We start from the raw sequence: 25,215 nt of genomic DNA, 5'->3' as shown, positions 1-25,215 counted from the left end.
TCAGCCGACCTTATCCATCCATTTGTTCATCGGAAATATGAGGCCGGACGATTTAAGCGTTTCATAAGCTTCGTCTTTAGAACTGCTTTGAGAAGATAAAAACCTCAGGTCTTCTGTCGCTAGTGTATGCCACTCATCTTTTTTCAAGCGCTTAGTCTTTTGCTTTTTAGGCGCCGCTTTTACGTCATCATGCTTTGGAGAGGATAGCCACGACGATACAATGGGCAATAGTTCCTGAAGCGATGCGTCAGGATGCTCTTTGAAAGCGCGTTTAACCGTTTCAAGAAGCAGAGAGCTATCATCGTATCCAAACTGACTGAGCATCATATACAGCCGTTTTTCATCGTCCGACACCAACTCATCCATTTCATCCGAGGCAATCGACGCTTCATCAACCTGGGACTGCAATTCAAGTAGGCGTTTATCCGTATCCTTTAACCGTAGGTCTGAATACTCCGCTATTTTTTCTGCGTCGTTCGAGCGAAGTGCTGCCAGCATAGGATGCACCGGGCCCAATTCATCCTGATAGACTTGTCGCAATAAGCCCGAGGTTATGCGCTCTACTCCTGTCGCAATGGCTCTTAACTGAGCTAAGACAAATAACTTAACAACAATATCCAGTACGCCCTGGCTTAAATCGTACCAAGTGTTTCTGATGTCATCCGTTAACAGCTCATCGCGATGTTTGAGCCATTGAAGCTTCCAAAGTTTGTTAGTGAATGCATGCCATTCGCCCGGGCGACCATTGGACTGATATTGTTTCATTGGTTCCCAGAAAATCGCGCCGAATCCCGCACTACGCCTTGCTGAACGCAAGTCGACTTCAAATATCTCTTTTGCTTTGGGCGTGCCAACAAGCACAACCGGTAAACCAATGGTATTTACCAGAGTGACAAAGAAATTCAGCATTTTCTCAGAGCCACCTGACTTTGATCGGCTCAAATGCTGGATCTCATCAATAATAAGAACACCCAGGGCATGCGAATTGGAAATTTGCGCCATAATAGCCAGCATGTTCTCTACACTATGTCGCTTCATACCGTAGCGTTGTTCATAGTGCGTATTAAGAACCCGATCTAACGCTCTGAAAAAGTTCTGACAAATACCTTTAAGAGAGCCATCAAACGAACAGTCAACTTTGAGATAAACGACCTGCTCTAAGTTATAGTCAGGATGGTAAATGACTTGGGGATAACCAGAGAGTACCCGGCCGATGGTCGTCGTTTTGCCACTGCCGGAGCAACCAATAATCGACATACTTTGAGCGGTTGATTTCACCTCATCAAAGCGAAAGGCCGATAGGTCGCCCGTTAATAATCGCTCGTAACCGTTCTGAAGGTGCTTTTGTCTTGATCCATTTTTTGGATTGCGGCCAACATAACCACCACGGATCATAATGGACAGCTTCTCTTCCAGTTGTAGGTGTGTTGATAGCGGTTGAAAGAACTCATCTGTGAGACGGCTAATTGAGTGGACTCTGACGTGTCCCGAAGCAAGTAAGTCTTCCGGTCGACAATGAGCATCAATTTTCAAAGACTCAGCAATATTTTTTACCGACTTTATCGGTGGTAAAGCCTCAATCAGAGGGTTGCCACGGTAACTTTCCACACCGGTATCATGATAACCGGCGGTTATTGATTCAATACCACCAAATGTCATGAGTTCGGCTCCGAGTCATCACCAAACAGCTCTGACAGATAATCAGGGTAATCGTAAGTCTCGTCATTTGAGTGCTTAATAGGAACCACTTTTGCCGGTTCTTTTTTATTATCCCGTTCAGGGCGAACTGCCGTATCCCGACGTTCTTGCTCTCTGGCTTCCGCTTTATTTTTCTTTATGTTGCGAATACGCTCAGCATCACTGCTTTTTGATCCACTGCTACCCTTGGTTGCTTTTTTAACCTTATCTTCAATAAGCTGATCAAGTTCCCGGGCTTTAGGCGCGTATCCTTGTTCAGCTTTTGCATGAGCACCTTTAATGATTTGCTGCCTCTCCCAAACTTGCTTCCAGGTAAGATCTCGAAACTCACGGCTTCGAGTCGATAAATCACAAGTCCAGAACAGTTTCTTACCCACTTCCGGAAACAAGTAAATATGGTTAGCGCTTCCCGGGTCGTAAGCAGCCATAAGGCCTTTCGGCCTTTTAACGGATGAATCCCGATGCATCCATCCGGCTTCAATCAGCTCTCGGCCGGTATATGTCAGGCCCCAAAGTTTTACACCTTGCTCAGAAACGGTAACTTTCTTCCTGGGTAATAAAACAACCCGGGCAAGGTCCACGTCGACATTCCGAAGTTTTCCAACACGGTTCTGAATGCCCCAGTTCCATAGGTGAATAGGAACTGATGGAACTTCTTCCGGAATATCCACTGCGCGGTCATATTTCTTCATCGGTTTATGCAGATTGTGATTAATAATGGCGTTAAGCATTATTTCAGTGAAGTCGTTCATTGAGATTTTAGCTTCCGCACGATAATCACTCTCACCATGTTTTTTGATCCGATTGCCTTCAACAACACCCGGTAAATATGGCTTGAAGGTGCCCTGAATAGTCTTAAAAAAGCGCTCCACTATCCCTTTAGCATCACCACGGCGGGGCGGAGCACTCTCCAGTCGAACGCCTAACCCTTCAATCAAGTATTGAGCCTGATGGCTCATTAACTCACCTCTGTCGGCAAGAACAACATCCGGCAAACCAACTGACGGCCAATCCTCCGGTGAAAGATCTATGCCGTACTTCTTACACACTTCAGTTTTATCGCCAAAACTGGACGTTAAAGCCTTCATGGCAACCACGTAAGACGGGTTATCTACGCCTATGTAAAATCCCGTTACCATTCGACTAAATACATCAATCACCATGTATATCGTTGGTCGCCCAATGACCTTATCTGGCTCGTCATCATCAACCAGGTAGATGTCAGCAATTGTCGCATCAATCTCGTAACGGCTCCCCGGTCCTAACGCTTGCTCGGTTGCTGTGCCGTATAACGGCCTAACATCTTTGCGATAGTTGGTCACAGGTGTTTGCGCTATAAGCTTGTCGGTTTTTTCGTATTCACGAAGATAAAAATGCTGAAACTGTCGATAGGTTGGTATCTGCTCTTCACTGGCATCTGGGTTTGCGAACTTATAAGCTGAAGCAAACTTACGGTACGCGTAGCTGACAGACATATTCTTGTCGTTAAGTAGCACCGTTTCTATAGTACGTCGAAATAGTCGACGTATATCATCGTTTAACGGCACTGTAGTTCCCGGGTTGTGTATTCGACGTTGCCCGGGTGTTTTGTCTTTGAAACTTCGAGGCTTACCGGGCGCACCAGAATTCTTGAAGTCGGGCAGTAGTGCATTTTTAAGCTGACCTCGTTGCCAGTACCTTCTCAGATACTTGTAGAGCGTAGGAACACTGACTTTCGATTTGTCAGCGACATTTTTCAGCAGTGCAGCACGCTCTTTTTTAAAATACATTTTCTCATCTACGATGATGTCTTTAATCGCCTGATAAGCTTTTTCGCGACGTTTGTAGTCAGAACTACCTTCCTCCGGCGTAAGTATCTGTAGCTCAGCAAAAGGGTCTTCAACGCGCGTAAGCTGACCCGCAGCAACTAAGTCCTCGAGCACATCGATATACTCTGAGGTGGGTGTTCCTTTATTCTCATCAATGCACAACCAAATAAGCCGGGTGCTCTCCACGAACAAGATGCGGTACCGCTTGTTGTCATATTCAACAACATCATTAACTCGCCACATTCACCGCACCTCCCAAGCTCTCTAACTCGTGACACGTAAAATCCCTTCCGCTCAGTTTTCTGAATGGTTTTCTGACATCAAACGTAATAACACGGGATGCGCATAGCACTCTTAAATCATAAAGTGACTCACCCAACTCAAGGTCGTAAGCCCGGTCAATGGCCTTACACAACTCAATAATATTGAGCCCCGGGTTATCCGCGACTGCCGCTTTAAACATCGCAAGACTCGACGCAGTTAGAACCTTGTCGCCCGATTCCAGCTCTCCTTTAACAACATACAGCCAGTCAATATTTGCCTTGGCTACTGGATCAATTTCACGCTCAGTAACGAGATACCAGGGAAGCTCTTTTTGCTTCCAGTAACGCCGTTCAATTTCTAACTTCTCAACAATGCGAGCATCATCAAGGCTATCTGTGTACTTGGCTTGTAGCACAAATTTAGGCTCTGATTTGTCAGTAGAATCCACTAAAAAGTCTGACGACATGACCATATCGACGCCATTGTTGGCAGGATGAAGCAAGTCATTTTCCCGGGCGATATCTCGCGTGTCATCACGAATCAGAGGAAATTGTTCACGTATGTCAGTAACGGAAGGGTTGTTATCAAGCAGCAGGAAAACAGCAAATTCGAGATCGGAAAGTAAGTGGTGAATGCGTTTGGTGAGATGAGAATAGACCTGTCGGGATCGGCCTAAAGATGGAACTTCATCGACCCGCACCCAAGGGCTGTAATCCGTACCGGAGCCAGATCCGCGGCCGTCCTTTATTCTTTTCGTAATCTGCGTCTCGCTCAGCGAGTATTTTGATTTTGCCATGTCATCAACTCGATCTGCTTTGTTTCAGCATAACCGAGTTACTCGGTTTATCAAACTAAGTCGTTGATGTTGCTAAATCAGCTATCTTTCTCATTTCATGTAGCCATATATCTACTGCAAGAGCTCGTTTAGCAGGATTAAATTTCCAAGCTACTTCAGTAGGCCTGCTTATAGCGGCACCAGAATAGTGTCGATTTAAAAGCTTAACATCTAGAAAAGTCTCTTGGTTTTTATGGGCACAGGCATTTCTGATGATTTGAAGCTGTTTGATATTATGAAAGCTACCATAAGCTGTTGATAGCTGCTGCTCATTACTTGGTTGGACTCTAGAGATAATTCGAAGAAATACATCAAGATCTCCCCAAGTAGGTTCCTTTCTCATCAAGAAGTTCAAATGACCTTGGGGAGTTGTATTGTTACCAAAAGCACTTTGCTTAGCCTCATAGCAAAGCCTTTGCCAAGACTTCCCTGCCGCAATCCCTGTAATCAAATCACCATTACGCGCTTTAGTTCCCCAACAAGAGCTCAGGAACATGGTCCGGTTAAACTTACACCAGGACTGCCACATATCTGAAAGGAGAACTTCGGTTAGGTAGTTAAACTCCCATTTTGAAAGCTTTCTCTTCTTCAGATATATCTCATCGGCTCTCGATTTATAGGAGAAACACCGTGAGTTAAATTTTTTGTAAGCTTTAGCTAAATGCATTACTAGTGAGTTAGCACATCACAGAGCACTTTGAACCTAGCTCTTCTCTGGGGAGCTTTGGTAGTACTAGACATACAAGCTTTCACATATACTTTGTGCTCACCTTCTTCATCCTGATTTTCATGAGCACTCGCAAGCTCCTCAAGTTTCGGTAAGACTCGTTCCTTATCAATTTTGAATTCCAGATCGGGCCTAACATCAGTAAACTGCTCTACTCCAGGAAGCCCAAACTTGCAATGTGTATACGCACAGAACAATGAGTTCAATGCATAGGATTTCATCATGAAGGTGTCGTACAATGGCTCGAAATCGGTAGCAAGAACCTGAAAGAATGAGTCGATTACTTCGTAATAGTAGTCAGAATGTGGAAATTCTTTCTCGTACTCTTTATATAGTTTTTCTATTGAGGAAGCCGACTTTTGCACTATTCCTGACTCTAAAGCCAAGATTAGATCGGCAATAAATTCAGAGTCGTGCATTCTAGCTAACTGCTTGGAAGTAAAGACTTTTAGACCTTCAAGGGCTGGTGAGTACTTATCTGACATTTCTACCACGAACCATTTAAATGCTCCCTGATAAGTAGCATGTCTTTTCTCGGCGGCAGATAACGGAGCCGTGTAAGCATTTATTCGTCTAAACATTTCTAGAAGTTCAGAGCGTTTCGCTGACAGTATGGTTGAGACCTCAATCTGATACGAAATAAATCGTTGCTTCGCATCATCATCCAAATCTTCAAACTTCATGCCCCTATAGTCACGTGAAGCCGACGTTAAGCGGAATTTATTTGAATAGAAATCTATAATTGTGGTTAATCGCTGTTGACCATCTACCACCTCTTTTATTGGTCTGTTAACCATTTCATTAAATATTTGATATAAATATATTTTAGGGAATGGGTAACCTTCCAATATGGTATCAATAAAATACGATCTGGCAGAGTCAGGCCAAAGACCTGAGCCTCTTTGGTACTCTTTATTGATAAGAACTTCTTTTCGTTCGACTTGATCAACTAAATCAATAAGTGTCACTTGCCCTACATTTAAATGCATCTTGAATTCTCTATCCGGTTTATTCACAAGAATCTTATGTGAGAATATATTCTAAAATTTATTACGAGCATTAGTTTGGACAAGAAAGCATCAAAAAACAACTAACGGTAACCACTACAATTTAACAACTTTAATGTCTCATTTAAGATCTTTAATGTTACTTAAGAACTTTAATGTACGCCGACACAAAAAAGGGCCTTTCGGCCCTTCCTCATTCCACCGTCACCGATTTTGCCAGGTTCCTGGGCTGATCCACATCCGTACCTTTAATCAGGGCTACATAGTAGGACAGCAGCTGCAAAGGAACGGTATAGACAATAGGTGCTATGACTTCGTCGCAATGGCAGACGTTAAGCACATTTAACGACTCATCGCCTTTAAATCGAGCGTTTTTATCGGCAAAAACGTACATCAAGCCGCCACGAGCGCGTACCTCTTCAACGTTCGACTTCAGCTTTTCCAGCAAATCGTTGTTCGGTGCCACGACAATAACCGGCATTTCTTCATCAATAAGCGCCAGTGGGCCGTGCTTTAGCTCACCAGCCGCGTAGGCTTCGGCGTGAATGTATGAAATTTCCTTCAGTTTTAACGCACCTTCCATCGCAATAGGGTACTGATTACCCCGCCCCAGGAACAAACTGTGCTCTTTATTGGCAAAGTCCTGCGCTAGCTCTTCAATTTCATCCGCTAATGATACCGCTTCTTCCAGCTTAGCCGGCAATGCCTGTAACGCATGAACAACGGCTTGTTGTTGCTGCTCTGGCATGCCTCTATATTTGCCAATACCCAATGTCAGCATCAGCAAACCGGTAAGCTGAGTGGTAAACGCTTTGGTTGATGCCACACCAATTTCTGCACCTGCGCGGGTTAAAAAGGCCAGGTCTGATTCGCGTACCATAGACGAGGAGCCCACGTTACAAATGGTGAGGCTGCCTTTATAGCCCAGTTCTTTGGACAAGCGCAGTGCCGCTAAGGTATCCGCCGTTTCACCGCTTTGAGAAATAGTCACCAGCAAACTGTTCGGGTGAACATAGGACTTGCGGTAGCGAAATTCCGAGGCTATTTCGACATTGCACGAGACATTCGCCATCGATTCCAGCCAGTAGCGAGCCACCATGCCCGCATGGTAACTGGTACCGCAAGCTACTATTTGAACGTGCTCAATGTCTTTTAAGATACTTGCGGCATCTTCACCAAAGGCGTTATCCAACACGGTGGTTTCGGACAAGCGGCCTTCCAGTGTGTTACGAACGGCAATAGGCTGCTCGTAAATCTCTTTTAGCATGAAATGGCGATACTCGCCTTTACCACCCGCGTCGTAGCTTACGTCAGATTCAACAACTTCACGTTCGACAGCGTTACCTTCAGAATCGTAAATGTCGATTTCAGTGCGGTTAATGTCGGCTACATCGCCTTCTTCCAGATAGATAAACTGACGGGTTACCGGCAATAGAGCTAACTGGTCAGAAGCCACAAAGTTTTCGCCAATACCAACACCAATAACCAAAGGGCTACCTGAACGAGCAACCACTAAACGCTCTGGGTATTTAGTATCCATAACCACGGTGCCATAGGCGCCTTCCAGCTGACGTACCGCCGATTTAACTGCGTCCAGCAAATCATCATGCGTTTTGCGCTCGTGGTGAATTAAGTGAGCGATTACTTCGGTGTCAGTCTGCGAGTTAAAAACATAACCTTCGGCTTTTAGTTCTTCGCGCAGCCGTTCATGGTTTTCAATAATGCCGTTATGCACCACCGCAATTTCATCTTCAGAGCGGTGAGGGTGAGCGTTCGCTTCCGTCACGCCGCCGTGCGTAGCCCAGCGGGTATGCGCAATACCGATAGTGCCGTCTAAGGGGTTTTGCTCTATGGCGTCTTTCAGCTCCTGTACCTTACCGGTACGGCGTACGCTTTTAAGGTGATTATCAGCGTCGATAACAGCCACTCCAGCCGAATCGTAACCCCGGTACTCCAGTCGTTTTAAACCTTCCAGTAAAATACCTGTTACTCGACGTTCTGACGTCGCGCCTACAATACCGCACATAAGTTAACTTCCTTTTTTCGACTGTGGACGTTGCCATCCGCTGATATTACGCTGCTTGCCACGGGCTACAGCCAGTTCCTCGTCAGCTACCGCGCGGGTAATAACCGAGCCGGCACCAACGGTTGCGTTCTTGCCAATGGCGACAGGCGCAACCAGAGAACTGTTTGAACCAATAAAAGCGCCGTCACCAATTTCGGTGAGCGCTTTATTCACACCATCGTAATTGCAGGTAATGGTACCTGCACCAATATTTGCGTATTCACCCACCTGGGTGTCGCCAAGATAAGTTAAATGGCTGGCTTTCGAACCTTTACCCAAACGGCTTTTTTTCATCTCGACAAAGTTTCCGACCTGCGCTTCATCGGCAAGTTCCGCACCCGGACGCAAGCGTGCAAAAGGCCCTACTTTGCAGCCTTTCGCTACTTTTGCGTCTTCAATATGGGAGTTCGCGCGGATAACCGTGTCATCACCGATAACGGAGTTTCTTATGACACAGTTTGGCTCTATAACCACCCGGTCACCCAGAACCACACTGCCTTCAAACACCGCATTAATATCTATAATGACATCGCTGCCGGCGCTTAATTTTCCGCGGCAGTCGAAGCGGGCAGGATCAATTAAGGTAACACCCTGGGTCATGAGTTCTTCCGCCTGACGCTGCTGCAGTGCACGTTCTAAAGAAGCTAACTGCTGGCGGTTATTCGCACCTTCCACTTCCTGCGCGTTGTCGGGCTGTGCAGTGGCAATATTTACGCCTTCCTGGGCGGCCATTGCCACAATATCGGTCAGGTAATATTCTTTTTGCGCATTGTCATTGCTCAGTTGCTCAAGCCAGCTTTTTAACTTATCGCTGTCGGCAATCATAATACCGGTGTTCACTTCGTTAATAGCTAACTGCTGCGCATTTGCGTCTTTTTGCTCGACAATACCGGTTACGCTGCGACATTCATTACGCACAATACGCCCATAACCCATCGGTTCTGCTAGCGTCATAGTCAGCAAACCAAGCGAGGTGTTTGCGCTGGCGGTTACCAGTTTAATTAAGGTGGATTCTGTCAGCAGCGGTACGTCACCATACAAAATAATGACTTTTTCACTGCTTTTTAGGTGTGGAATAACCTGCTGAACCGCATGACCGGTACCCAATTGTTCACGTTGTTCTACCCAGGTTAAGTCATCGCCTGCTATCGCCTGCTGAAGCTGATCGCCGCCATGACCGTAAATCAAATTAATCGCGTCTGGCTTTAACGACCGTGCTGTATCAATAACATGCTCTACCATCGGTTTATTGGCTACTTTGTGCAGCACCTTAGGTAGGTCCGATCGCATTCGGGTTCCTTTTCCTGCGGCCAGAATAACAACGCGTAACTTCATATCAATAGGTCCTTAATTCAGTATCGCTAGCATAAGCCTTATTACATTAGTCTATTGTAACGACAAAAAAGGCCTTGTTGCACTAACAACAAGGCCTTTTACGTAGTTTAACGCAGAAGTTTTAGCGCTTAAGCTTACGAATAATATCGATTTGAGCTAACGCACGCGATAACTCAGCAATAGCTTCTGCGTAGGTCACATCGGAACCTGAATCGGCAATGGCTTCTTCAGCACGTTTCTTCGCTGCTTCAGCTTCTTGCAAATCAAGGTCATCACCACGAACAGCGATGTCCGCAAGCACGATGACGTGACCAGGCTGTACTTCTAACACACCACCGGCAACATACAGAAGCTCTTCGTCACCCGCTTCACTGACATAACGAACCATACCTGGCTTGATTTTTGTCAGTAGGGGCGCGTGACCTGGGTAAATACCCAGCTCACCTTCGCTACCAGTGACCTGAACCGTTTGCACAACACCAGAAAACAGTTTGTCTTCAGCGCTGACAACGTCCAGATTTAATGTTTGTGCTGCCATTCAAACCTCCCGGTCGGTTACAGGTTTTTGGCTTTCTCTACCGCTTCTTCGATGGTACCAACCATGTAGAAGGCCTGCTCTGGCAAATCATCGTACTCGCCATCCAAAATGCCTTTAAAGCCAGCAATAGTATCTTTTAGCGATACATATTTACCTGGAGCACCAGTGAATACTTCGGCTACGAAGAAAGGCTGAGACAAGAAGCGCTGAATTTTACGAGCACGAGATACTGACAACTTGTCTTCTTCAGACAGCTCGTCCATACCCAGAATCGCAATGATGTCTTTCAGCTCTTTATAACGCTGCAGTACTTCCTGAACACCCATTGCCGTGTCGTAGTGTTCATCACCGATAACCTGAGGATCCAACTGACGTGACGTTGAGTCCAATGGATCAACCGCTGGGTAGATACCTAATGACGCGATGTCACGGTTCAGTACAACAGTCGCATCCAAGTGAGCAAAGGTTGTTGCCGGAGATGGGTCAGTCAAGTCATCCGCTGGTACATAAACGGCCTGTACAGACGTGATTGAACCTGTCTTAGTAGAGGTGATACGTTCCTGCAGAACACCCATTTCTTCGGCTAGGGTAGGCTGATAACCAACCGCTGAAGGCATACGGCCTAACAGTGCTGATACCTCAGTACCGGCCAAAGTATAACGGTAGATGTTATCAACGAAGAAAAGTACATCGCGACCTTCGTCACGGAATTTCTCAGCGATAGTCAAACCGGTTAAAGCAACACGTAAACGGTTACCCGGTGGCTCGTTCATCTGACCATAAACCAGTGATACTTTATCCAGAACGTTTGAATCGTTCATCTCGTGATAGAAATCGTTACCTTCACGAGTACGCTCACCAACACCGGCGAATACTGAGTAGCCGCTGTGCTCAATGGCGATGTTACGGATAAGCTCCATCATGTTAACGGTTTTACCAACACCAGCACCACCGAACAGACCGACTTTACCGCCTTTAGCAAACGGACAAATCAAATCAATAACTTTGATACCCGTTTCTAATAATTCATCGGTGTTTGACTGATCTTCATAACTTGGTGCAGCGCGGTGAATCGACATACGCTCGTCTTCACCGATAGGGCCCGCTTCATCAATTGGGTTACCCAATACATCCATAATACGGCCCAGTGTTTTCTTACCCACTGGTACCATGATTGATTCACCGGTATTTTTAGCGGTGATACCACGACGCAAACCGTCAGTTGTACCCATTGCGATGGCGCGAACGATTCCGCCGCCCAGCTGCTGCTGAACTTCCAGAACCAAACCTTCTAAACCACCTTCGGTCACTTTCAGTGCGTCGTATACTTTTGGTACAGCGTCTTGTGGAAATTCTAAATCCACAACGGCGCCGATAATTTGTACGACCTTACCTTGACTCATGACGTTTCCTCTAACTCTTCAATTCTGTTAACCGTTGCCGCGTTATACCGCTTCGGCGCCGGACACGATTTCCGATATTTCTTGCGTAATTGCTGCCTGACGTGCCTTGTTATACCGCAATTGCAGCTGGTCGATAATATCTTCGGCGTTGTCAGTTGCAGCTTTCATCGCAATCATCCGAGCGGCTTGCTCACTAGCAAAGTTATCCACTACGCCTTGATACACCTGCATTTCTACAAAGCGACGAATTAGCGTATCGAGGATACTTTCCGGATTCGGCTCATACAGATAGTCCCAGCTACCTGTTTGTACCTCTTCTTCCGATCCTGCTTGCGGCAATGGCAACAATTGATGAATGGTCGGCTCTTGGGTCATCGTATTCACAAACTTGTTGAATACAACGTACAAGCGATCGATTTTGCCTTCTTCAAAGGCATCCAGCATAACCTGGATAGAACCTGTGATTTCTTTCAGTTCTGGCTTATCGCCCATACCTGAAAACTGCGCCTTTAACTTACCAAAGCGCTTGAAATAACTGGTTGCTTTGCTGCCAATTGCGGCAAAATCCGCTTCAACATCCTGTTCTTTCCATTCGTTGGCATGCTTAACGACTTTTTTGAACTCATTACCGTTCAAGCCGCCACACAAACCACGGTCGGTAGACACAATGATGTAACCCACACGCTTAACCTGACGTTCTTCCATAAAGGGATGACGATATTCAAGGTTACCGCGCGCCACATGACCAATCACCTTGCGAATGGTGTCCGCATAGGGGCGACTTGCCTCCATACGTTCCTGCGCCTTTTTCATTTTCGACGCAGCAACCATTTCCATAGCACTGGTGATCTTCTGAGTATTACCGATACTCGAGATCTGAGTTTTTATCTCTTTACCACTGGCCATGACGATTCTCCTGTTAACTCAACGACAAATGGCCGCTACTGCGGCCAGGTGCGATTACCATGATTGCGTTTGCTTGAATTTCTCAAGCGCCGCTTTCAGTTGCGCATCGATGTCGTCGTTATAGTTGCCAGTTTTATCAATCTCAGCCATTAGCTCGGCGTATTCGCTCGCCATGAAAGATTGCAGTGATTCTTCAAAATCCATGATTTTGTCGATAGCTACGTCTTTCAAAAAGCCTTTTTCAACGGCATAAATTGATACAGCCATTTGAGACACGCTCATAGGCTTGTACTGTTTCTGTTTCATCAGTTCGGTAACACGCTGACCGTGTTCCAACTGTGAACGAGTTGATTCATCAAGGTCAGAAGCGAACTGAGCAAACGCCGCCAATTCACGATACTGAGCCAGGGCCAGACGGATACCGCCACCCAGCTTCTTGATGATTTTCGTTTGTGCTGAACCACCAACACGTGAAACCGAAACACCCGCGTTAACCGCAGGACGAATACCTGAGTTAAACAAGTCAGTTTCAAGGAAAATCTGACCATCGGTGATTGAGATAACGTTGGTCGGTACGAATGCCGAAACGTCACCTGCCTGAGTTTCAATGATAGGTAAAGCCGTTAAGGAACCGGTTTGGCCTTTCACTTTACCGTCAGTGTACTTTTCTACGTAGTCAGCGTTAACACGCGCTGCACGCTCTAGCAGACGAGAGTGGAGGTAGAAAACATCACCAGGGAATGCTTCACGACCTGGCGGACGGCGCAACAACAGTGAAATTTGACGGTACGCAACAGCCTGTTTAGACAGGTCATCGTATACAATCAGAGAGTCTTCACCGCGGTCACGGAAGTATTCACCCATAGTACAGCCAGAGTATGCAGCAAGGTATTGCAACGCTGCCGATTCAGAAGCAGAAGCCGCAACCACAATGGTGTTTTCCATTGCGCCGTGCTCTTCTAACTTACGAACAACCGCTGAAATGGTTGAGTTTTTCTGACCGATTGCCACGTAAACACATTTAATACCAGAGTTTTTCTGGTTAATGATAGCGTCTACCGCTAAAGCCGTTTTACCTGTCTGGCGGTCACCGATGATAAGCTCACGCTGGCCACGACCAACCGGAATCATCGAGTCAATTGATTTGTAGCCCGTTTGTACTGGCTGATCAACTGACTGACGTTCGATTACGCCCGGTGCGATTTTCTCGACTGGCTCATAGCCATCAGCTTCGATAGGACCTTTACCGTCGATAGGCTGGCCTAGTGTGTTAACCACACGACCTAACAGCTTTTCACCGACCGGAACTTCCAAAATACGACCGGTAGATTTAACTTTGGTGCCTTCCTGCAAGTCTGCATAAGGACCCATAACAACCGCACCAACCGAATCACGTTCAAGGTTTAGTGCGATAGCGTAACGATTACCAGGTAGCTCAACCATTTCACCTTGCAGACAGTCTGCAAGTCCGTGAATGCGAATGATACCGTCTTGAACAGACATGATGGTACCTTCGTTGCGAGCTTCACTGGTGACTTCGAACTTCTCAATTCGCTGTTTGATTAGTTCTGCGATTTCATTTGAATTCAATTGCATGCTCAAGTCCCCAATTAGGATTGCAGTGCGTAAGCAAGTCTATCGAGCTTGCCGCGCAGGGTGCCGTCAATAACGGTATCACCAGCTTCTATAACAAGTCCGCCAATAATGGACTTGTCGACACTGCAGTTCAGCTTAATTTTGCGTTGCAGGCGTTTCTCTAGTGCTTTACTCAATGCCGTTTGTTGTGCTTTCAGCAATTTAACCGCCGATTTCACATCAACAGTGACTTCTTTGTCATGTTCAGCACGAAACGTCTGATAGAGCTCACTAACTGCCGGTAGTACTGGCAAACGTTCATTTTCAGCCAGTACTTTAACGAAGTTCTTAGCGTTGTCGTCGAGCTCGTCGCCACAAACACCCAAGAAAACCTCTGTCGTTTTTCCAACAGTCGAGGAGCTACTCAAAAATGAGGAAATAGCCTCGTCTTGCGCCACCGCAGCAGCGAAGCTAAGCATTTCTGCCCACTTATCAAGCGCTCCCTGTTCTAAAGCAAAATCAAAAGCTGCTTTTGCGTAAGGGCGAGCGACCGTAGTCAGTTCTGACATAAGCTCAAACCCCTTTATTAAAGTTCAGCGACCAGTTTTTCAACAATGTCACTATGAGCGTCTTTATCAATTTCACGCTCAATGATTTTCTGAGCCCCAGACACCGCTAATACGGCAACTTGCTTACGCAGCTCTTCGCGAACGCGATTGCGCTCAGCAGTCACTTCTTCATGTCCAGACGCAACGATTTTTTCACGTTCTTCGTGGCCTCGTTGAGTTTCTTCCTCAACAATTTTAGCGCCACGTTTTTTCGACTGTTCAATAATTTCAGCGGCTTGCTGTTTCGCTTCTTTGAGCTGCTCGGCAATTTCTTGCTGGGCTTTCTCTAAATCTTTTTGAGCACGTTCACCGGCATTAAGGCCGTCAGCAATTTTCTTCTGACGTTCCTCAATAGCGTTGATGATCGGTGGCCATACAAATTTCATGCAGAACCACACGAACACGATAAACGCGATCGTTTGTCCAATTAGAGTAGCGTTGATATTCACAACGGACCTCCTTCAGTTGGTGACCGTCGAATAACGATTAGCCTGCTACCTGGGTTAAGAATGGGTTCGCAAACGTGAACAGCAATGCAACAGCAACACCGATCATCGCGATAGCATCGATAAGACCTGCAACGATGAACATTTTAACTTGCAGCTGTGGTGCCAGTTCTGGTTGACGAGCAGCAGCTTCCAGGAATTTACCACCCAGAATACCAAAGCCCAGGGCTGTACCCAGTGCAGCCAGACCGATCATGATTGATACAGCGATAGCAGTAAAAGCAACTACAGTTTCCATTGATTTCTCCAGTTTTTCAGTAGATTAAAGTTAAAAGTAAAGCTAAAAACTTTTGTTTCGAACACTAGTGTTCAGATGACGCCATGCTTAAGTAAACAATGGTCAGCATCATGAAAATAAACGCTTGCAATGTAATAACCAGAATATGGAACACCGCCCAGGCAAAGTGCGCTGGTAGCTGCCAGAATCCTATCATTGCAATCAGAATAAAGATCAATTCACCCGCATACAGGTTACCGAACAAACGCAGTGCCAGTGACGCTGGTTTTGCCAATAACGTGATACTTTCCAGTACAAAGTTCACCGGTATTAACGCCCAATGGTTAAACGGGGTGAAGGTCATCTCTTTGGCAAAGCCTTTCACGCCTTTGTACTTAATTGAGTAGATAATGATCAGCGCAAACACGCTTAAACTCAATGCAAAGGTTGTGTTCAAGTCTGTGGTTGGTACCACTTTCATGTACACATCGTGCGGATCGTCAACAAAGCCTAACCAATAACCGCCATACATGGCTGCTGTTGGTAACCAATCGACCGGAATTAGATCCATCACGTTCATCAGGAATATCCAGACGAAGATGGTTAAGGCCAAAGGCGCAATCAATTTATCTTTACCGTGAAAGGATTCTTTGACGCTGTTGTCGACAAACTCGACAATCATTTCGACAAAGCATTGCCATTTACCAGGTACCCCAGCAGAGGATTTTTTCGCTACTCTGCGGAAACTCCACAGAAACAGCACACCCAGTAACACGGACCAGAAGATAGTATCGACGTTCACCGCCCAGAACCCTTCACCAACCGTCCAGTTTTGGAGGTGATGCTGGATATACTGAGTCGGAGTTTGTTCTCCACTTATCATGTTGTTTCCCAGTTAGGTTGATTTTAAAAATAAAACCGGTGCTATCCACTGCATGGTGACGGCTATAACGAAACCAACCAACAACCACACAGGATATAAATTTGTTACCAGCAACGCGACGGTTAGCAGCAACGCTGTTAGCAGCAACTTAACGCCTTCGCCCAAAAAGAAACTCTGTACGACTTTCTGATTAGCGCGTGCACCTGCATGTTTAAAAGCAATAAGTGCAAATAATGCGTTGGGTATTACGGCGGTTGATCCACCACAAAGAATACCTAAAGCCGACTGCGTATTTGATAGTACTAGCGTGACAAGTGCGGCAATCAAGACAACAATAAACTGTGTGCCTACTATTCTTCCTGCCAGCTTTTTACCTACCGCATTAAGTGTCTGTGTCACGACGAAAACCTTTTAACTGGCGGCTATTTTTCTGTGGCACTCACTTAGCCACAACGAAACTCGCGCTAGTATAAAGATCTGCCATGTAATTGCAAACAAATTTGCCTGTAGGCAACGGTTTCTATGCCATTTAACAAAAGTTCTACAACAATCAACACATTGGATATTATTATTTAATGTGGGTCAGAATCCCGTCCAATTCGTCCAGGTTGGTATAGCTGATGACCAGTTTACCTTTTCCTTTGCGACCGTGATTAATAGAAACTTTTGCACCCAAAGTCTCAGACAATTTGGTTTCCAGATGTTCAATGTTAGCGTCTGGTTCGGGTTTTTCAGTTTGTTTGGGAGGATCAATGGTACGTCTGACCAGTTTTTCTGCGTCACGTACAGTCATATCTTTGGCCACAATTTGCTGTGCAACATCGGCTTGTTGCTCGCCTTCTAATGCCAGCAACAACTTGGCGTGACCCAGCTCGATATCACCGCGTTCAAGCAACACTTTCACGCCATCTTGTAAGTTATTCAGGCGCAGTAAGTTGGTTACTGTGGTACGAGATTTACCCACGGCCTGCGCCACATCCTGGTGGGTCATTTGAAATTCATCTAACAATCGTTGCAGAGCGGTCGCTTCTTCCATTGCATTGAGATCTTCACGCTGAATGTTTTCAATCAACGCAATGGCAACTGCCGCTTCGTCAGGCACGTCTTTAATTAAACAAGGAACCAGTTCAAGTTTCGCAAGCTGAGCCGCTCGCCACCGACGCTCCCCGGCAATAATCTCATACTCATCTTTACCGACAGGGCGCACCACAATAGGCTGAATAATACCCTGAGCTTTTACTGAAGCAGCTAAATCTTCTAACGCTTCGGGTGACATGTCTTTACGAGGTTGATAACGGCCTGGCTTTAATTGCTCAACCGGCAGTTTCTGTAATTCACCTTTAACTTCTTCCGTCACTTGTTCCGATTGACGATCAGAGTTTTGCTGGTTACTGGTCAGTAAGGCATCCAGACCACGACCTAAACCTCGTTTTTTTGCCGACATGATTCGCTAAATTCCCTTGTTATGATTCTTCTGCTACTTCATTACGATTTTCGGAACGTCGGATAAGTTCACCCGCTAAGGATAAATACGCCTTTGAACCGGTTGATGATTTGTCGTAATACATAGCCGGCGCACCAAATGAGGGTGCTTCGGCTAAACGGACATTACGTGGAATGACCGTCCGGTAGACTTTATCACCAAAGTGATTTTTTAATTGCTCTGAAACATCGTTTGCCAGACGGTTACGCGGATCGTACATAGTCCGCAAAATACCTTCTATCTCAAGCCCCGGGTTAACCACATCGGCAAGCTGACGAATGGTTTCCATTAACGCAGTAAGGCCTTCCAACGCGTAGTATTCACATTGCATTGGCACCAGAATAGAGTCAGCTGCGGCCATACCATTAACCGTCAGCATATTCAGCGACGGCGGACAATCAATAAAGATATAATCGTAAGTATCCTGAACGGCCTTCAACGCATTACGCAAACGTAATTCGCGCGCAAATACTTCCATTAACTTAATTTCAGCGGCGGTTGCATCAGCGTTTGCTGCAATTAGATGGTATTTGCCGTTGGTATCCGTTACAGCAACGTCCTTAACTGGCTTTTCTTCAATAAGTAATTCATAGATGCTGTTTTCAACGTCGTATTTATCAACGCCACTGCCCATGGTTGCGTTGCCTTGAGGATCCAAATCGATCAACAACACTTTGCGGCGGGTAGCAGCCATCGATGCAGCTAAATTAACTGCTGTGGTTGTCTTTCCCACTCCACCTTTTTGATTCGCAATAGCAATGGTTGTAGCCACGGGTTTTATAACCTCTTGTTGTTGTCGGATAATCGACTGTCGGTTGTTTTATGACCGTTTGCTTATAATGACGATATGTCGGCTCGCGTCAATGCCGGGAACCTTAATTTGCTCAATACTTTCAATTTTATACTGCTGGGGCAACTGTTCCAGTTCGTCTTGTGGATAAAGCCCTTTAAGCGCGTAAAACCTACCGTTCTCACCTGGTAAATGTTCACACCAGGAAAGCATATCATTAAGCGAGGCAAAGGCTCTACTGATTACACCATCAAACTTTTGTTGGTCCTGATAATCTTCAACCCGCGCCTGTACCGGCGTCACATTGGTTAACTTTAATTCGTGACAAACCTGGCGAATAAAACGAATGCGTTTACCTAAACTGTCTAACAAAACGAATTCTTTATCCGGCTCAGCTATTGCTAGAGGCAAACCCGGTAACCCCGGGCCTGTGCCCACATCGATAAAGCGCTGCCCGTGTAGATAGTCACGAATAGCCAGGCTGTCCATAATATGCCGGGTCAGCATATCCTTCGGGTTTCTCACGCTGGTCAGGTTATAGGCTTTATTCCATTTATCCAATAAGCCAACCAACGCGAGTTGCTGTTCAATTTGCGACTCTGACAGGTTTATCTGTGCTTGCTGCAATAGTTCCTTTAACTGCTCTTTCACATCAATTCCTTAAGCACTTTTACGCAATAAACCTTGTTTTTTCAGATGAACCAGAAGCATTGAAATGGCCGCAGGTGTGATACCAGAAATACGTGCCGCTTTACCCACCGTTTCTGGCTGGTGATCATTTAACTTTGCTATAACCTCGTTCGATAAACCTTTAATTTTAGCGTAATCGAAAGGTGAGGGGAGCAAGGTATTTTCATGACGCTGCTGCTTTGCAATCTCATCGTGTTGGCGCGAAATGTAACCGGCGTATTTAATTTGAATTTCCACCTGTTCAGCCGCGGCGGGATCTTCTATGCCAGGCGCAAAAAAGTCTGTGGTGGCTAAATCTTTGTAATGAATTTCCGGACGACGCAACAACTCTTCACCGCTAACTTCTTTGGTTACAGGACTTTTCACCAACGCATTAATTTGTTCTACAGAGGCATGATCTTTATGCACCCAGGTGGTTTTTAAGCGTTGTTTTTCCTGCTCGACAGATTCCATTTTTTTGTTAAACGCAGCCCAACGTTCATCGTCCACTAAACCAAGATTACGACCAATTTCGGTTAAGCGAATATCGGCGTTATCTTCACGCAGCAGCAGCCGGTATTCGGCACGTGAAGTGAACATGCGGTAAGGTTCCTGAGTACCCAGTGTTGATAAATCATCGATCAACACACCCATGTAAGCTTGATCGCGTCGTGGCGACCAGGATTCTTTATCCTGTGCTTGCAGTCCAGCATTTAAACCTGCAATAAGACCTTGTGCACCGGCTTCTTCATACCCGGTTGTACCGTTGATTTGCCCAGCGAAGAACAAACCGTTAATGACTTTCGTTTCTAAGGACTGCTTCAGATCTCTGGGATCAAAATAATCGTATTCGATCGCATAACCCGGGCGAGTAATATGAGCGTTCTCGAAACCTTTAATTGACTGAACCAGGTGCTGTTGAACATCGAACGGCAGACTGGTTGAAATACCATTAGGGTAAACTTCAAACGTATCCAAACCTTCTGGTTCAACAAAGATTTGATGCGAACCTTTTTCAGCAAAGCGCACAATTTTGTCTTCAATTGAAGGACAGTAACGCGGTCCAACACCTTCAATCACACCAGAATACATGGGCGAACGATCAAGTCCTGAACGAATAATATCGTGGGTATTTTCGTTGGTATGTGTGATGTAACACGGAATTTGCTCTGGGTGATCAGCACGTGAACCCATGTACGAAAATACCGGAGTCGGGCTATCGCCAGGCTGTTCCTGCATGACTGAAAAATCAACGCTTTGGCTTGCAATACGCGGAGGTGTACCGGTTTTTAAGCGTTCAACTCGCAACGGTAAAGAACGTAATCGTTTGGCTAATGCGTTAGCAGGAGGATCGCCAGCGCGTCCGCCCTGGTAATTGTCCATACCAATGTGAATTTGGCCACCCAGAAAAGTTCCTACAGTCAAAACAACGGTTTTAGCGGTGAACTTAAGACCCATCTGCGTAACAACACCGGTTACTCGATCATTTTCAACGATCAGATCATCACAGCCTTGTTGAAATATCGATAGATTAGGTTGTGTTTCCAGCGCATAGCGGATCGCTTGTTTATACAATTGACGATCGGCCTGAGCTCTGGTTGCACGCACTGCAGGGCCTTTAGATGAATTCAGTGTTCTGAATTGAATTCCGGCTTTGTCTGCAGCTTTGGCCATGAAGCCACCAAGTGCGTCAATTTCTTTAACTAAATGACCTTTACCTATTCCCCCAATGGCTGGGTTACAGGACATTTGCCCTAAAGTATCAATATTATGCGTAAGCAATAGGGTTTTAACACCTAAACGAGCGGCGGCTAACGCAGCTTCTGTTCCGGCGTGTCCTCCACCGACAACAATAACGTCAAAGTGTTGTTGGCTCTGTTGTGACATGCAAAGTGACCTTTGTTTGAAGAATAGGAAGTTAGCCGATTATTTTAACGCGATTTTACTTAAATCTAAATGGTTAAATTTCGTTCAGTGCTGTTAAAGATCTTAAAGAAGATCAGTAAAGGATCTTATTTAGATCTTTTATTACTATTACTACTAGTGAACGATTTTCTGTGAATAGATCGCTGAATCCCTTTTTCTGTCTATCTTACAAGAAGATCACTCATTGTAGATAAGTGGTCTTAAACTGGGATCATAGATCGTGGATAAGTAGGGTAGTTATGCACAGACCGTTTTATCCCCAGTGTTATACCCACTCCATTGACAGTGCTTAAGTGATCTTATTCCATCTTTAGTCACAGGCTAAAATAACTGTGTATAAGGCTGTGCGTATGATCACAAGGCCTTTACTGCATCAGTGATCGCAGGTAACCAGGTTAGTGCTTTTTCTTCTGGATCGTCTTCTAGCATGTCAATTTCTAATCGATCGGTCATTTTTATAGCGCCTAATTCTTGTAAACGCTCGTCACAGTGGCGACCGGCTTCGCAAAATGTGTCGTAGCAGGACTCTCCTATTGCAACTACTGCGTAATTAAGCCTTGCTAAATCAGGAGCTTGAGGGGCATTTATTTCATCGTAGAAGTCGAGCATTGAGTCTGCATAGTCACCTGCTCCATGGCTGGCCAGGAAGACTAACCAGGGTTGCTCGATGGGTAACTTTTCAAATTCAGGTTCGTAATGAAGTTCTGTTTCAATACCCAGTTGGTTAAGTTTTTCACTAACGGTATCGGCTAAAAACTCGGTATTACCTGAGGTTGTGCCTACTAAAAGGTGTAAAACGGTCATAAATTTTTTAACTCATTTGCTACTATTAAAAAACACGAATCATACAGGAGAACCCAAATGGTAAAAGCTCTGGTTAATGTATTAGTCGCTTTTAGTGTAGCAATAGTTTCATTCAATGTTTCAGCTGGCATCGAGTCACCGAAACAGGTGTCGGATAAGTTATGGGTTATGGGCACACCGTCTAATGAGCAACTGACTGAATTTTCGAATAAAGGCGGTGAAATAGTGATTAATTTGCTGTCCCAAAAAGAAATGAAAGACAGTGAAGAAGCGGCTGTAGTAACTCGCAACGGTATGGCTTATTACCATGTTCCGGTTAATGGCGCCGATGGTGTAACGCTCGAGAATGCTCGTATGGTTGATCGTATTTTATTGCGGAATAGCGATAAAACCGCACTGGTGCATTGTGCTTCAAGCAATCGTGTAGGTGCACTGATGGCTTTGCGTGCCGGTTGGTTAAACGGGATGTCAGTTGAAAACGCGTTAGAGGTTGGACGCAAGCATGGAATGACTTCATTGGAAGATAAAGTGAAGTCGATGCTTACTGACTAGTAAACGAAAGGCCAGCTCATAGGAACTGGCCTCTTTCTTTATTTTAAATGCTCTTTTAAGAGTTTGGGTTGACGCTCTGGCGTGAATATTTCTATCCAGTAGCCGTCCGGGTCTTTAATAAAGGCAATGCCTTTCATCTTTCCGTCATTAGGACGTTTTTGAAATTCTACACCCATTTTCTCGAAACGCTCACAGGCGGCATCAATATCCGGAACAGCAAAGCCAATATGACCAAAGCCTTTTGGCTCTTCATTGCCACTGTGGTAGGACACTGAATCGTCGTTTTCGTCGCCCCAGTTATGCGTCAGCTCCAACATAGCTGGACGACCAAAGGTTTGTTCAATGCGTTTGTCGTGGTCGTTTGACCAGTCTTTACGTTGCTCCGGTGACATGGCTGCCATGAAATAAAGCGTGAATTCCATTTCAGGAAAGTCCAGACGTTTCACCAGAGTCATTCCCAACACCTCACTGTAGAATGTTAAGGTGCGTTCCGGATCTTTTATGCGGAACATGGTTTGGTTAAAAACAAAGTCATGCGTTGCCGGGTCATGTTGTTCCGATAACCCCTTGGCTTCATCAAAATGTCTGCTCATAATTGGTCCTTAGTCGGTTCCGTAAGTAACTGCTGTTACACTGTGTATTGGGTTTATTATGAGAGAGTTCAAGCGTGGCCTGGTCGGTTTATCTAGTGAAGTGTGCGGATAATACGTTTTATACCGGTGTGACAACAGATGTTGAGCGCCGTGTTAATGAGCATAATGTGGACGATAAAAAAGGGGCGAAGTACACACGTGCGCGCCGTCCGGTTGAGCTTATCTGGAGTGAAACGCATCCTAATCGGTCCAAAGCCTGTCAGCGGGAATATGAAATAAAGCGTTGGTCCCGTGACAAAAAGTCCGAATTAACCGGTTGAATTTAATCGTTTTTGTCCGCTTAAAAGGTGTTCAATAATAGCGTCTTTTTCTTTTAATCCGAGCTTATCACTGATTTGAGTAAGCTTAATGACTCGATGGTAGAAACGGGCTTTACGTCGTTTGTATTGGCTTTCAGTGAGTTTTTCTTTGTTGAGCTGGTCAATTTCTTCTGTCAGTGTTTGCAGTAAAGTCTGGTAACGCGCTTTTAAGTTTGTTGGATAAATTAGACGATAGGCAACTAATGCAAGCAATGGAGCCGCGACGACGGCCAAAGCGATCGTAATAGAATGGCCAACATGGAATGAGTAAGCTACTGAGGGTTGCATTAATAACAAGAACACCAGATTAAAATCCATACTGCCATTGGCTGTTTTCTGGTGTGACATAGGGAAACCAGCTAACAAAATAACGGGCATTAATGCCACTAACATCCATAAAATGTCATCCTGATATTGCCAGATAGCTGCCTGTATCAATATCGCAGACAAAGCACCTGCGCATTGTCCTAAAAACACATACTTCATGGTTAGAGCAGGATTATCGGCGGTTGAAAATAAGGTCAGCATAACTGACGCGCCTAACATTAAATAAGCCAACTGAAACCATTCGGTGTACCACCAGGCTGAGCCAATTAAGCTCATAATAACCAGGGTTCTAATTGCAGATTGACGAGCACCCCTCCAGTCACGGTGTAAAATGGTTTTCGTCAGCAGTGTTGAGCTGGCTGTTTTGCCGGAATCACGAAAAGATAAACGGTCGTTGGTGGCTTCAACAAATTCACTAAACCGTCTTTTTAATGCATCGTTTTTAATGAGATTTAACGCTTGCTTTAGTGGCTCAATAATTTCAAAGCGCTTAGCGGAAGCATTTATTTTATTTGAGGATTCAAGTAAGTGACTACTCACTTCTTTGTTTTTCTCTGGTTCCTGAATGTTAAGTTCGGTTAAAAAGCCAAGCTGGCTGTTAATGACTAAACGTAAGGTTTTGGCGGACTCATGAGCGCTGACAGAACCCGTTCCATGATCGAGTAATTGAGCTTCTAGTGCTGCTAATTTCGACAACTTATCGGAAAGGTTTAAATCGTTGTTATCCGGATCGGCGAAGTAACGGCTAATATCGTGCAAGTTAGCTGCAGTTTGTCGGCGAAGTTGGTTAATTAAGCTTTGCTCTGCGTGTTTATAAGTAAAAGCCCAGCCAATAATGAGTGAGGTCATAATACCGACAAAAACCGTCAATAAACGGTCGATGCCTAGCGGCATTAATGCATCAGGGCTTTGTGTTAGTAACACCACCATAGAAGCCGAATACCCTGCCAATATGGTGCCGTAAGAAATGAGGCCGTGCAGTAAATTACCGGTGTAAACACAGAGAACCACCCATAGAGTTAACCCCGCCACCAGCCATATAATCTCGCCGCCAGAAGTAACCACCAGCACCATTCCAAACAGAGTTCCCAGAAGGGTGCCTAAAGCTCGATAGGCAGCTTTTTCTACAAGAAGACCACGGGTTGGTTGCGAAACAGCCCAAACGGTCATAGCGGCCCATTGAGGATGTTCTAATCCGAGTGCCCAGGCAAAGATAAGAGATAAGCAGGCAGCAATACCAGTTCGAAACCCAAACCGTAAACGGACATAGTCGAACCCCCATTGCGCTAACTTGTCTTTCACTGTTGCTCCTTAGCTTTTAGTGACTAAGAAATCGC

25 protein-coding genes are annotated in these 25,215 nt (G+C 45.4%); 2 read left to right on the top strand and 23 right to left on the bottom strand.

The genetic code is table 11. The features are described 5' to 3' along the window. From CWI78_RS07135 to CWI78_RS07035, 21 genes are all read right to left on the bottom strand, one after another. Nucleotides 1-1,659 (bottom strand): AAA family ATPase, encoded by a 1,659-nt coding sequence (locus CWI78_RS07135; protein ID WP_126781629.1) that lies wholly within the window; start codon nucleotides 1,657-1,659, stop codon nucleotides 1-3. Further along, on the bottom strand, nucleotides 1,656-3,749 hold the full coding sequence (locus CWI78_RS07130) for a Mu transposase C-terminal domain-containing protein (RefSeq protein ID WP_126781628.1): 2,094 nt from the start codon (nucleotides 3,747-3,749) through the stop codon (nucleotides 1,656-1,658). Before CWI78_RS07130 ends, CWI78_RS07135 begins: the two co-directional genes overlap by 4 nt. Then, nucleotides 3,736-4,566 (bottom strand): TnsA endonuclease N-terminal domain-containing protein, encoded by an 831-nt coding sequence (locus CWI78_RS07125; RefSeq protein WP_126781626.1) that lies wholly within the window; start codon nucleotides 4,564-4,566, stop codon nucleotides 3,736-3,738. The genes CWI78_RS07130 and CWI78_RS07125 overlap by 14 nt, the downstream gene beginning before the upstream one ends. Before the next feature lie 55 nt (nucleotides 4,567-4,621). Continuing rightward, nucleotides 4,622-5,272: a hypothetical protein gene (locus CWI78_RS07120; protein ID WP_126781624.1), complete on the bottom strand. Its 651-nt coding sequence runs from the start codon at nucleotides 5,270-5,272 to the stop codon at nucleotides 4,622-4,624. Between the two features lie 2 nt (nucleotides 5,273-5,274). Then, nucleotides 5,275-6,348, bottom strand: a complete 1,074-nt coding sequence (locus tag CWI78_RS07115) for a DUF262 domain-containing protein (RefSeq protein ID WP_244213090.1) — start codon at nucleotides 6,346-6,348, stop codon at nucleotides 5,275-5,277. Between the two features lie 184 nt (nucleotides 6,349-6,532). Beyond that, complete coding sequence (gene glmS / locus CWI78_RS07110; RefSeq protein WP_126781622.1) at nucleotides 6,533-8,365, bottom strand: glutamine--fructose-6-phosphate transaminase (isomerizing); 1,833 nt, start codon at nucleotides 8,363-8,365, stop codon at nucleotides 6,533-6,535. Between the two features lie 3 nt (nucleotides 8,366-8,368). Next, entirely contained in the window at nucleotides 8,369-9,739 is a 1,371-nt protein-coding gene (gene glmU, locus CWI78_RS07105; RefSeq protein ID WP_126781620.1) for a bifunctional UDP-N-acetylglucosamine diphosphorylase/glucosamine-1-phosphate N-acetyltransferase GlmU, read from the bottom strand. 121 nt (nucleotides 9,740-9,860) lie between these two features. Beyond that, nucleotides 9,861-10,277, bottom strand: coding sequence for a F0F1 ATP synthase subunit epsilon (locus CWI78_RS07100; protein WP_126781618.1), 417 nt, complete (start codon nucleotides 10,275-10,277; stop codon nucleotides 9,861-9,863). A 17-nt stretch (nucleotides 10,278-10,294) separates the two neighbouring features. After that, nucleotides 10,295-11,680, bottom strand: a complete 1,386-nt coding sequence (gene atpD, locus CWI78_RS07095; protein ID WP_126781616.1) for a F0F1 ATP synthase subunit beta — start codon at nucleotides 11,678-11,680, stop codon at nucleotides 10,295-10,297. Between the two features lie 42 nt (nucleotides 11,681-11,722). Further along, nucleotides 11,723-12,586, bottom strand: a complete 864-nt coding sequence (atpG, locus tag CWI78_RS07090) for a F0F1 ATP synthase subunit gamma (protein ID WP_126781614.1) — start codon at nucleotides 12,584-12,586, stop codon at nucleotides 11,723-11,725. A 54-nt stretch (nucleotides 12,587-12,640) separates the two neighbouring features. Continuing rightward, nucleotides 12,641-14,182, bottom strand: coding sequence for a F0F1 ATP synthase subunit alpha (atpA, locus tag CWI78_RS07085; RefSeq protein WP_126781612.1), 1,542 nt, complete (start codon nucleotides 14,180-14,182; stop codon nucleotides 12,641-12,643). A gap of 14 nt (nucleotides 14,183-14,196) precedes the next feature. After that, the gene (gene atpH / locus CWI78_RS07080) at nucleotides 14,197-14,730 is read right to left on the bottom strand and encodes a F0F1 ATP synthase subunit delta (RefSeq protein WP_126781610.1); all 534 of its coding nucleotides are present in this window, start codon (nucleotides 14,728-14,730) and stop codon (nucleotides 14,197-14,199) included. Between the two features lie 17 nt (nucleotides 14,731-14,747). Continuing rightward, the gene (gene atpF, locus CWI78_RS07075) at nucleotides 14,748-15,218 is read right to left on the bottom strand and encodes a F0F1 ATP synthase subunit B (protein WP_126781608.1); all 471 of its coding nucleotides are present in this window, start codon (nucleotides 15,216-15,218) and stop codon (nucleotides 14,748-14,750) included. Nucleotides 15,219-15,255: 37 nt separating this feature from the next. After that, nucleotides 15,256-15,513, bottom strand: a complete 258-nt coding sequence (atpE, locus tag CWI78_RS07070) for a F0F1 ATP synthase subunit C (protein WP_011235847.1) — start codon at nucleotides 15,511-15,513, stop codon at nucleotides 15,256-15,258. Between the two features lie 64 nt (nucleotides 15,514-15,577). Further along, nucleotides 15,578-16,375, bottom strand: coding sequence for a F0F1 ATP synthase subunit A (gene atpB / locus CWI78_RS07065; RefSeq protein ID WP_126781606.1), 798 nt, complete (start codon nucleotides 16,373-16,375; stop codon nucleotides 15,578-15,580). A 12-nt stretch (nucleotides 16,376-16,387) separates the two neighbouring features. After that, on the bottom strand, nucleotides 16,388-16,774 hold the full coding sequence (locus CWI78_RS07060; protein WP_126781604.1) for an ATP synthase subunit I: 387 nt from the start codon (nucleotides 16,772-16,774) through the stop codon (nucleotides 16,388-16,390). 169 nt (nucleotides 16,775-16,943) lie between these two features. Beyond that, nucleotides 16,944-17,819: a ParB/RepB/Spo0J family partition protein gene (locus tag CWI78_RS07055; protein ID WP_054488970.1), complete on the bottom strand. Its 876-nt coding sequence runs from the start codon at nucleotides 17,817-17,819 to the stop codon at nucleotides 16,944-16,946. A gap of 19 nt (nucleotides 17,820-17,838) precedes the next feature. Further along, entirely contained in the window at nucleotides 17,839-18,630 is a 792-nt protein-coding gene (locus CWI78_RS07050) for a ParA family protein (protein ID WP_054488968.1), read from the bottom strand. Nucleotides 18,631-18,678: 48 nt separating this feature from the next. Further along, the gene (gene rsmG, locus CWI78_RS07045) at nucleotides 18,679-19,299 is read right to left on the bottom strand and encodes a 16S rRNA (guanine(527)-N(7))-methyltransferase RsmG (protein WP_126781602.1); all 621 of its coding nucleotides are present in this window, start codon (nucleotides 19,297-19,299) and stop codon (nucleotides 18,679-18,681) included. Nucleotides 19,300-19,308: 9 nt separating this feature from the next. Continuing rightward, entirely contained in the window at nucleotides 19,309-21,204 is a 1,896-nt protein-coding gene (gene mnmG, locus CWI78_RS07040) for a tRNA uridine-5-carboxymethylaminomethyl(34) synthesis enzyme MnmG (protein WP_126781600.1), read from the bottom strand. 393 nt (nucleotides 21,205-21,597) lie between these two features. Then, nucleotides 21,598-22,047 (bottom strand): flavodoxin domain-containing protein, encoded by a 450-nt coding sequence (locus CWI78_RS07035; protein WP_126781598.1) that lies wholly within the window; start codon nucleotides 22,045-22,047, stop codon nucleotides 21,598-21,600. Nucleotides 22,048-22,104: 57 nt separating this feature from the next. Between CWI78_RS07035 and CWI78_RS07030 the strand changes: the two genes are divergently transcribed. Further along, nucleotides 22,105-22,599, top strand: a complete 495-nt coding sequence (locus CWI78_RS07030) for a protein tyrosine phosphatase family protein (protein WP_126781596.1) — start codon at nucleotides 22,105-22,107, stop codon at nucleotides 22,597-22,599. A gap of 38 nt (nucleotides 22,600-22,637) precedes the next feature. Here CWI78_RS07030 and gloA read toward each other — a convergent pair whose 3' ends face one another. After that, nucleotides 22,638-23,192 (bottom strand): lactoylglutathione lyase, encoded by a 555-nt coding sequence (gloA, locus tag CWI78_RS07025; protein ID WP_126781595.1) that lies wholly within the window; start codon nucleotides 23,190-23,192, stop codon nucleotides 22,638-22,640. 74 nt (nucleotides 23,193-23,266) lie between these two features. Between gloA and CWI78_RS07020 the strand changes: the two genes are divergently transcribed. Next, nucleotides 23,267-23,512, top strand: coding sequence for a GIY-YIG nuclease family protein (locus CWI78_RS07020; protein WP_126781593.1), 246 nt, complete (start codon nucleotides 23,267-23,269; stop codon nucleotides 23,510-23,512). Here CWI78_RS07020 and CWI78_RS07015 read toward each other — a convergent pair. Continuing rightward, a complete protein-coding gene (locus CWI78_RS07015; protein ID WP_126781591.1) occupies nucleotides 23,501-25,180 on the bottom strand; it encodes an FUSC family protein in 1,680 nt (559 codons plus the stop codon). The genes CWI78_RS07020 and CWI78_RS07015 overlap by 12 nt on opposite strands. Nucleotides 25,181-25,215: the final 35 nt, after the last annotated feature.

It is taken from the genome of Idiomarina ramblicola, assembly GCF_003987255.1.
GTDB classification, from domain to species: Bacteria; Pseudomonadota; Gammaproteobacteria; order Enterobacterales; family Alteromonadaceae; genus Idiomarina; species Idiomarina ramblicola.
The sequence above is the reverse complement of the archived record's forward strand: the minus strand, read 5'-3'. Positions and strand labels throughout refer to the sequence as shown.

Excerpts from the sequence above, each read along its gene's own strand:
- CWI78_RS07135 (WP_126781629.1), bottom strand. The coding sequence starts at position 1,659 with ATGACATTTGGTGGTATTGAATCAATAACCGCCGGTTATCATGATACC.
- CWI78_RS07130 (WP_126781628.1), bottom strand. The coding sequence starts at position 3,749 with ATGTGGCGAGTTAATGATGTTGTTGAATATGACAACAAGCGGTACCGC.
- CWI78_RS07125 (WP_126781626.1), bottom strand. The coding sequence starts at position 4,566 with ATGGCAAAATCAAAATACTCGCTGAGCGAGACGCAGATTACGAAAAGA.
- CWI78_RS07120 (WP_126781624.1), bottom strand. The coding sequence starts at position 5,272 with ATGCATTTAGCTAAAGCTTACAAAAAATTTAACTCACGGTGTTTCTCC.
- glmS (WP_126781622.1), bottom strand. The coding sequence starts at position 8,365 with ATGTGCGGTATTGTAGGCGCGACGTCAGAACGTCGAGTAACAGGTATT.
- glmU (WP_126781620.1), bottom strand. The coding sequence starts at position 9,739 with ATGAAGTTACGCGTTGTTATTCTGGCCGCAGGAAAAGGAACCCGAATG.
- CWI78_RS07100 (WP_126781618.1), bottom strand. The coding sequence starts at position 10,277 with ATGGCAGCACAAACATTAAATCTGGACGTTGTCAGCGCTGAAGACAAA.
- atpD (WP_126781616.1), bottom strand. The coding sequence starts at position 11,680 with ATGAGTCAAGGTAAGGTCGTACAAATTATCGGCGCCGTTGTGGATTTA.
- atpG (WP_126781614.1), bottom strand. The coding sequence starts at position 12,586 with ATGGCCAGTGGTAAAGAGATAAAAACTCAGATCTCGAGTATCGGTAAT.
- atpA (WP_126781612.1), bottom strand. The coding sequence starts at position 14,182 with ATGCAATTGAATTCAAATGAAATCGCAGAACTAATCAAACAGCGAATT.
- atpH (WP_126781610.1), bottom strand. The coding sequence starts at position 14,730 with ATGTCAGAACTGACTACGGTCGCTCGCCCTTACGCAAAAGCAGCTTTT.
- atpE (WP_011235847.1), bottom strand. The coding sequence starts at position 15,513 with ATGGAAACTGTAGTTGCTTTTACTGCTATCGCTGTATCAATCATGATC.
- atpB (WP_126781606.1), bottom strand. The coding sequence starts at position 16,375 with ATGATAAGTGGAGAACAAACTCCGACTCAGTATATCCAGCATCACCTC.
- CWI78_RS07055 (WP_054488970.1), bottom strand. The coding sequence starts at position 17,819 with ATGTCGGCAAAAAAACGAGGTTTAGGTCGTGGTCTGGATGCCTTACTG.
- mnmG (WP_126781600.1), bottom strand. The coding sequence starts at position 21,204 with ATGTCACAACAGAGCCAACAACACTTTGACGTTATTGTTGTCGGTGGA.
- CWI78_RS07035 (WP_126781598.1), bottom strand. The coding sequence starts at position 22,047 with ATGACCGTTTTACACCTTTTAGTAGGCACAACCTCAGGTAATACCGAG.
- CWI78_RS07030 (WP_126781596.1), top strand. The coding sequence starts at position 22,105 with ATGGTAAAAGCTCTGGTTAATGTATTAGTCGCTTTTAGTGTAGCAATA.
- gloA (WP_126781595.1), bottom strand. The coding sequence starts at position 23,192 with ATGAGCAGACATTTTGATGAAGCCAAGGGGTTATCGGAACAACATGAC.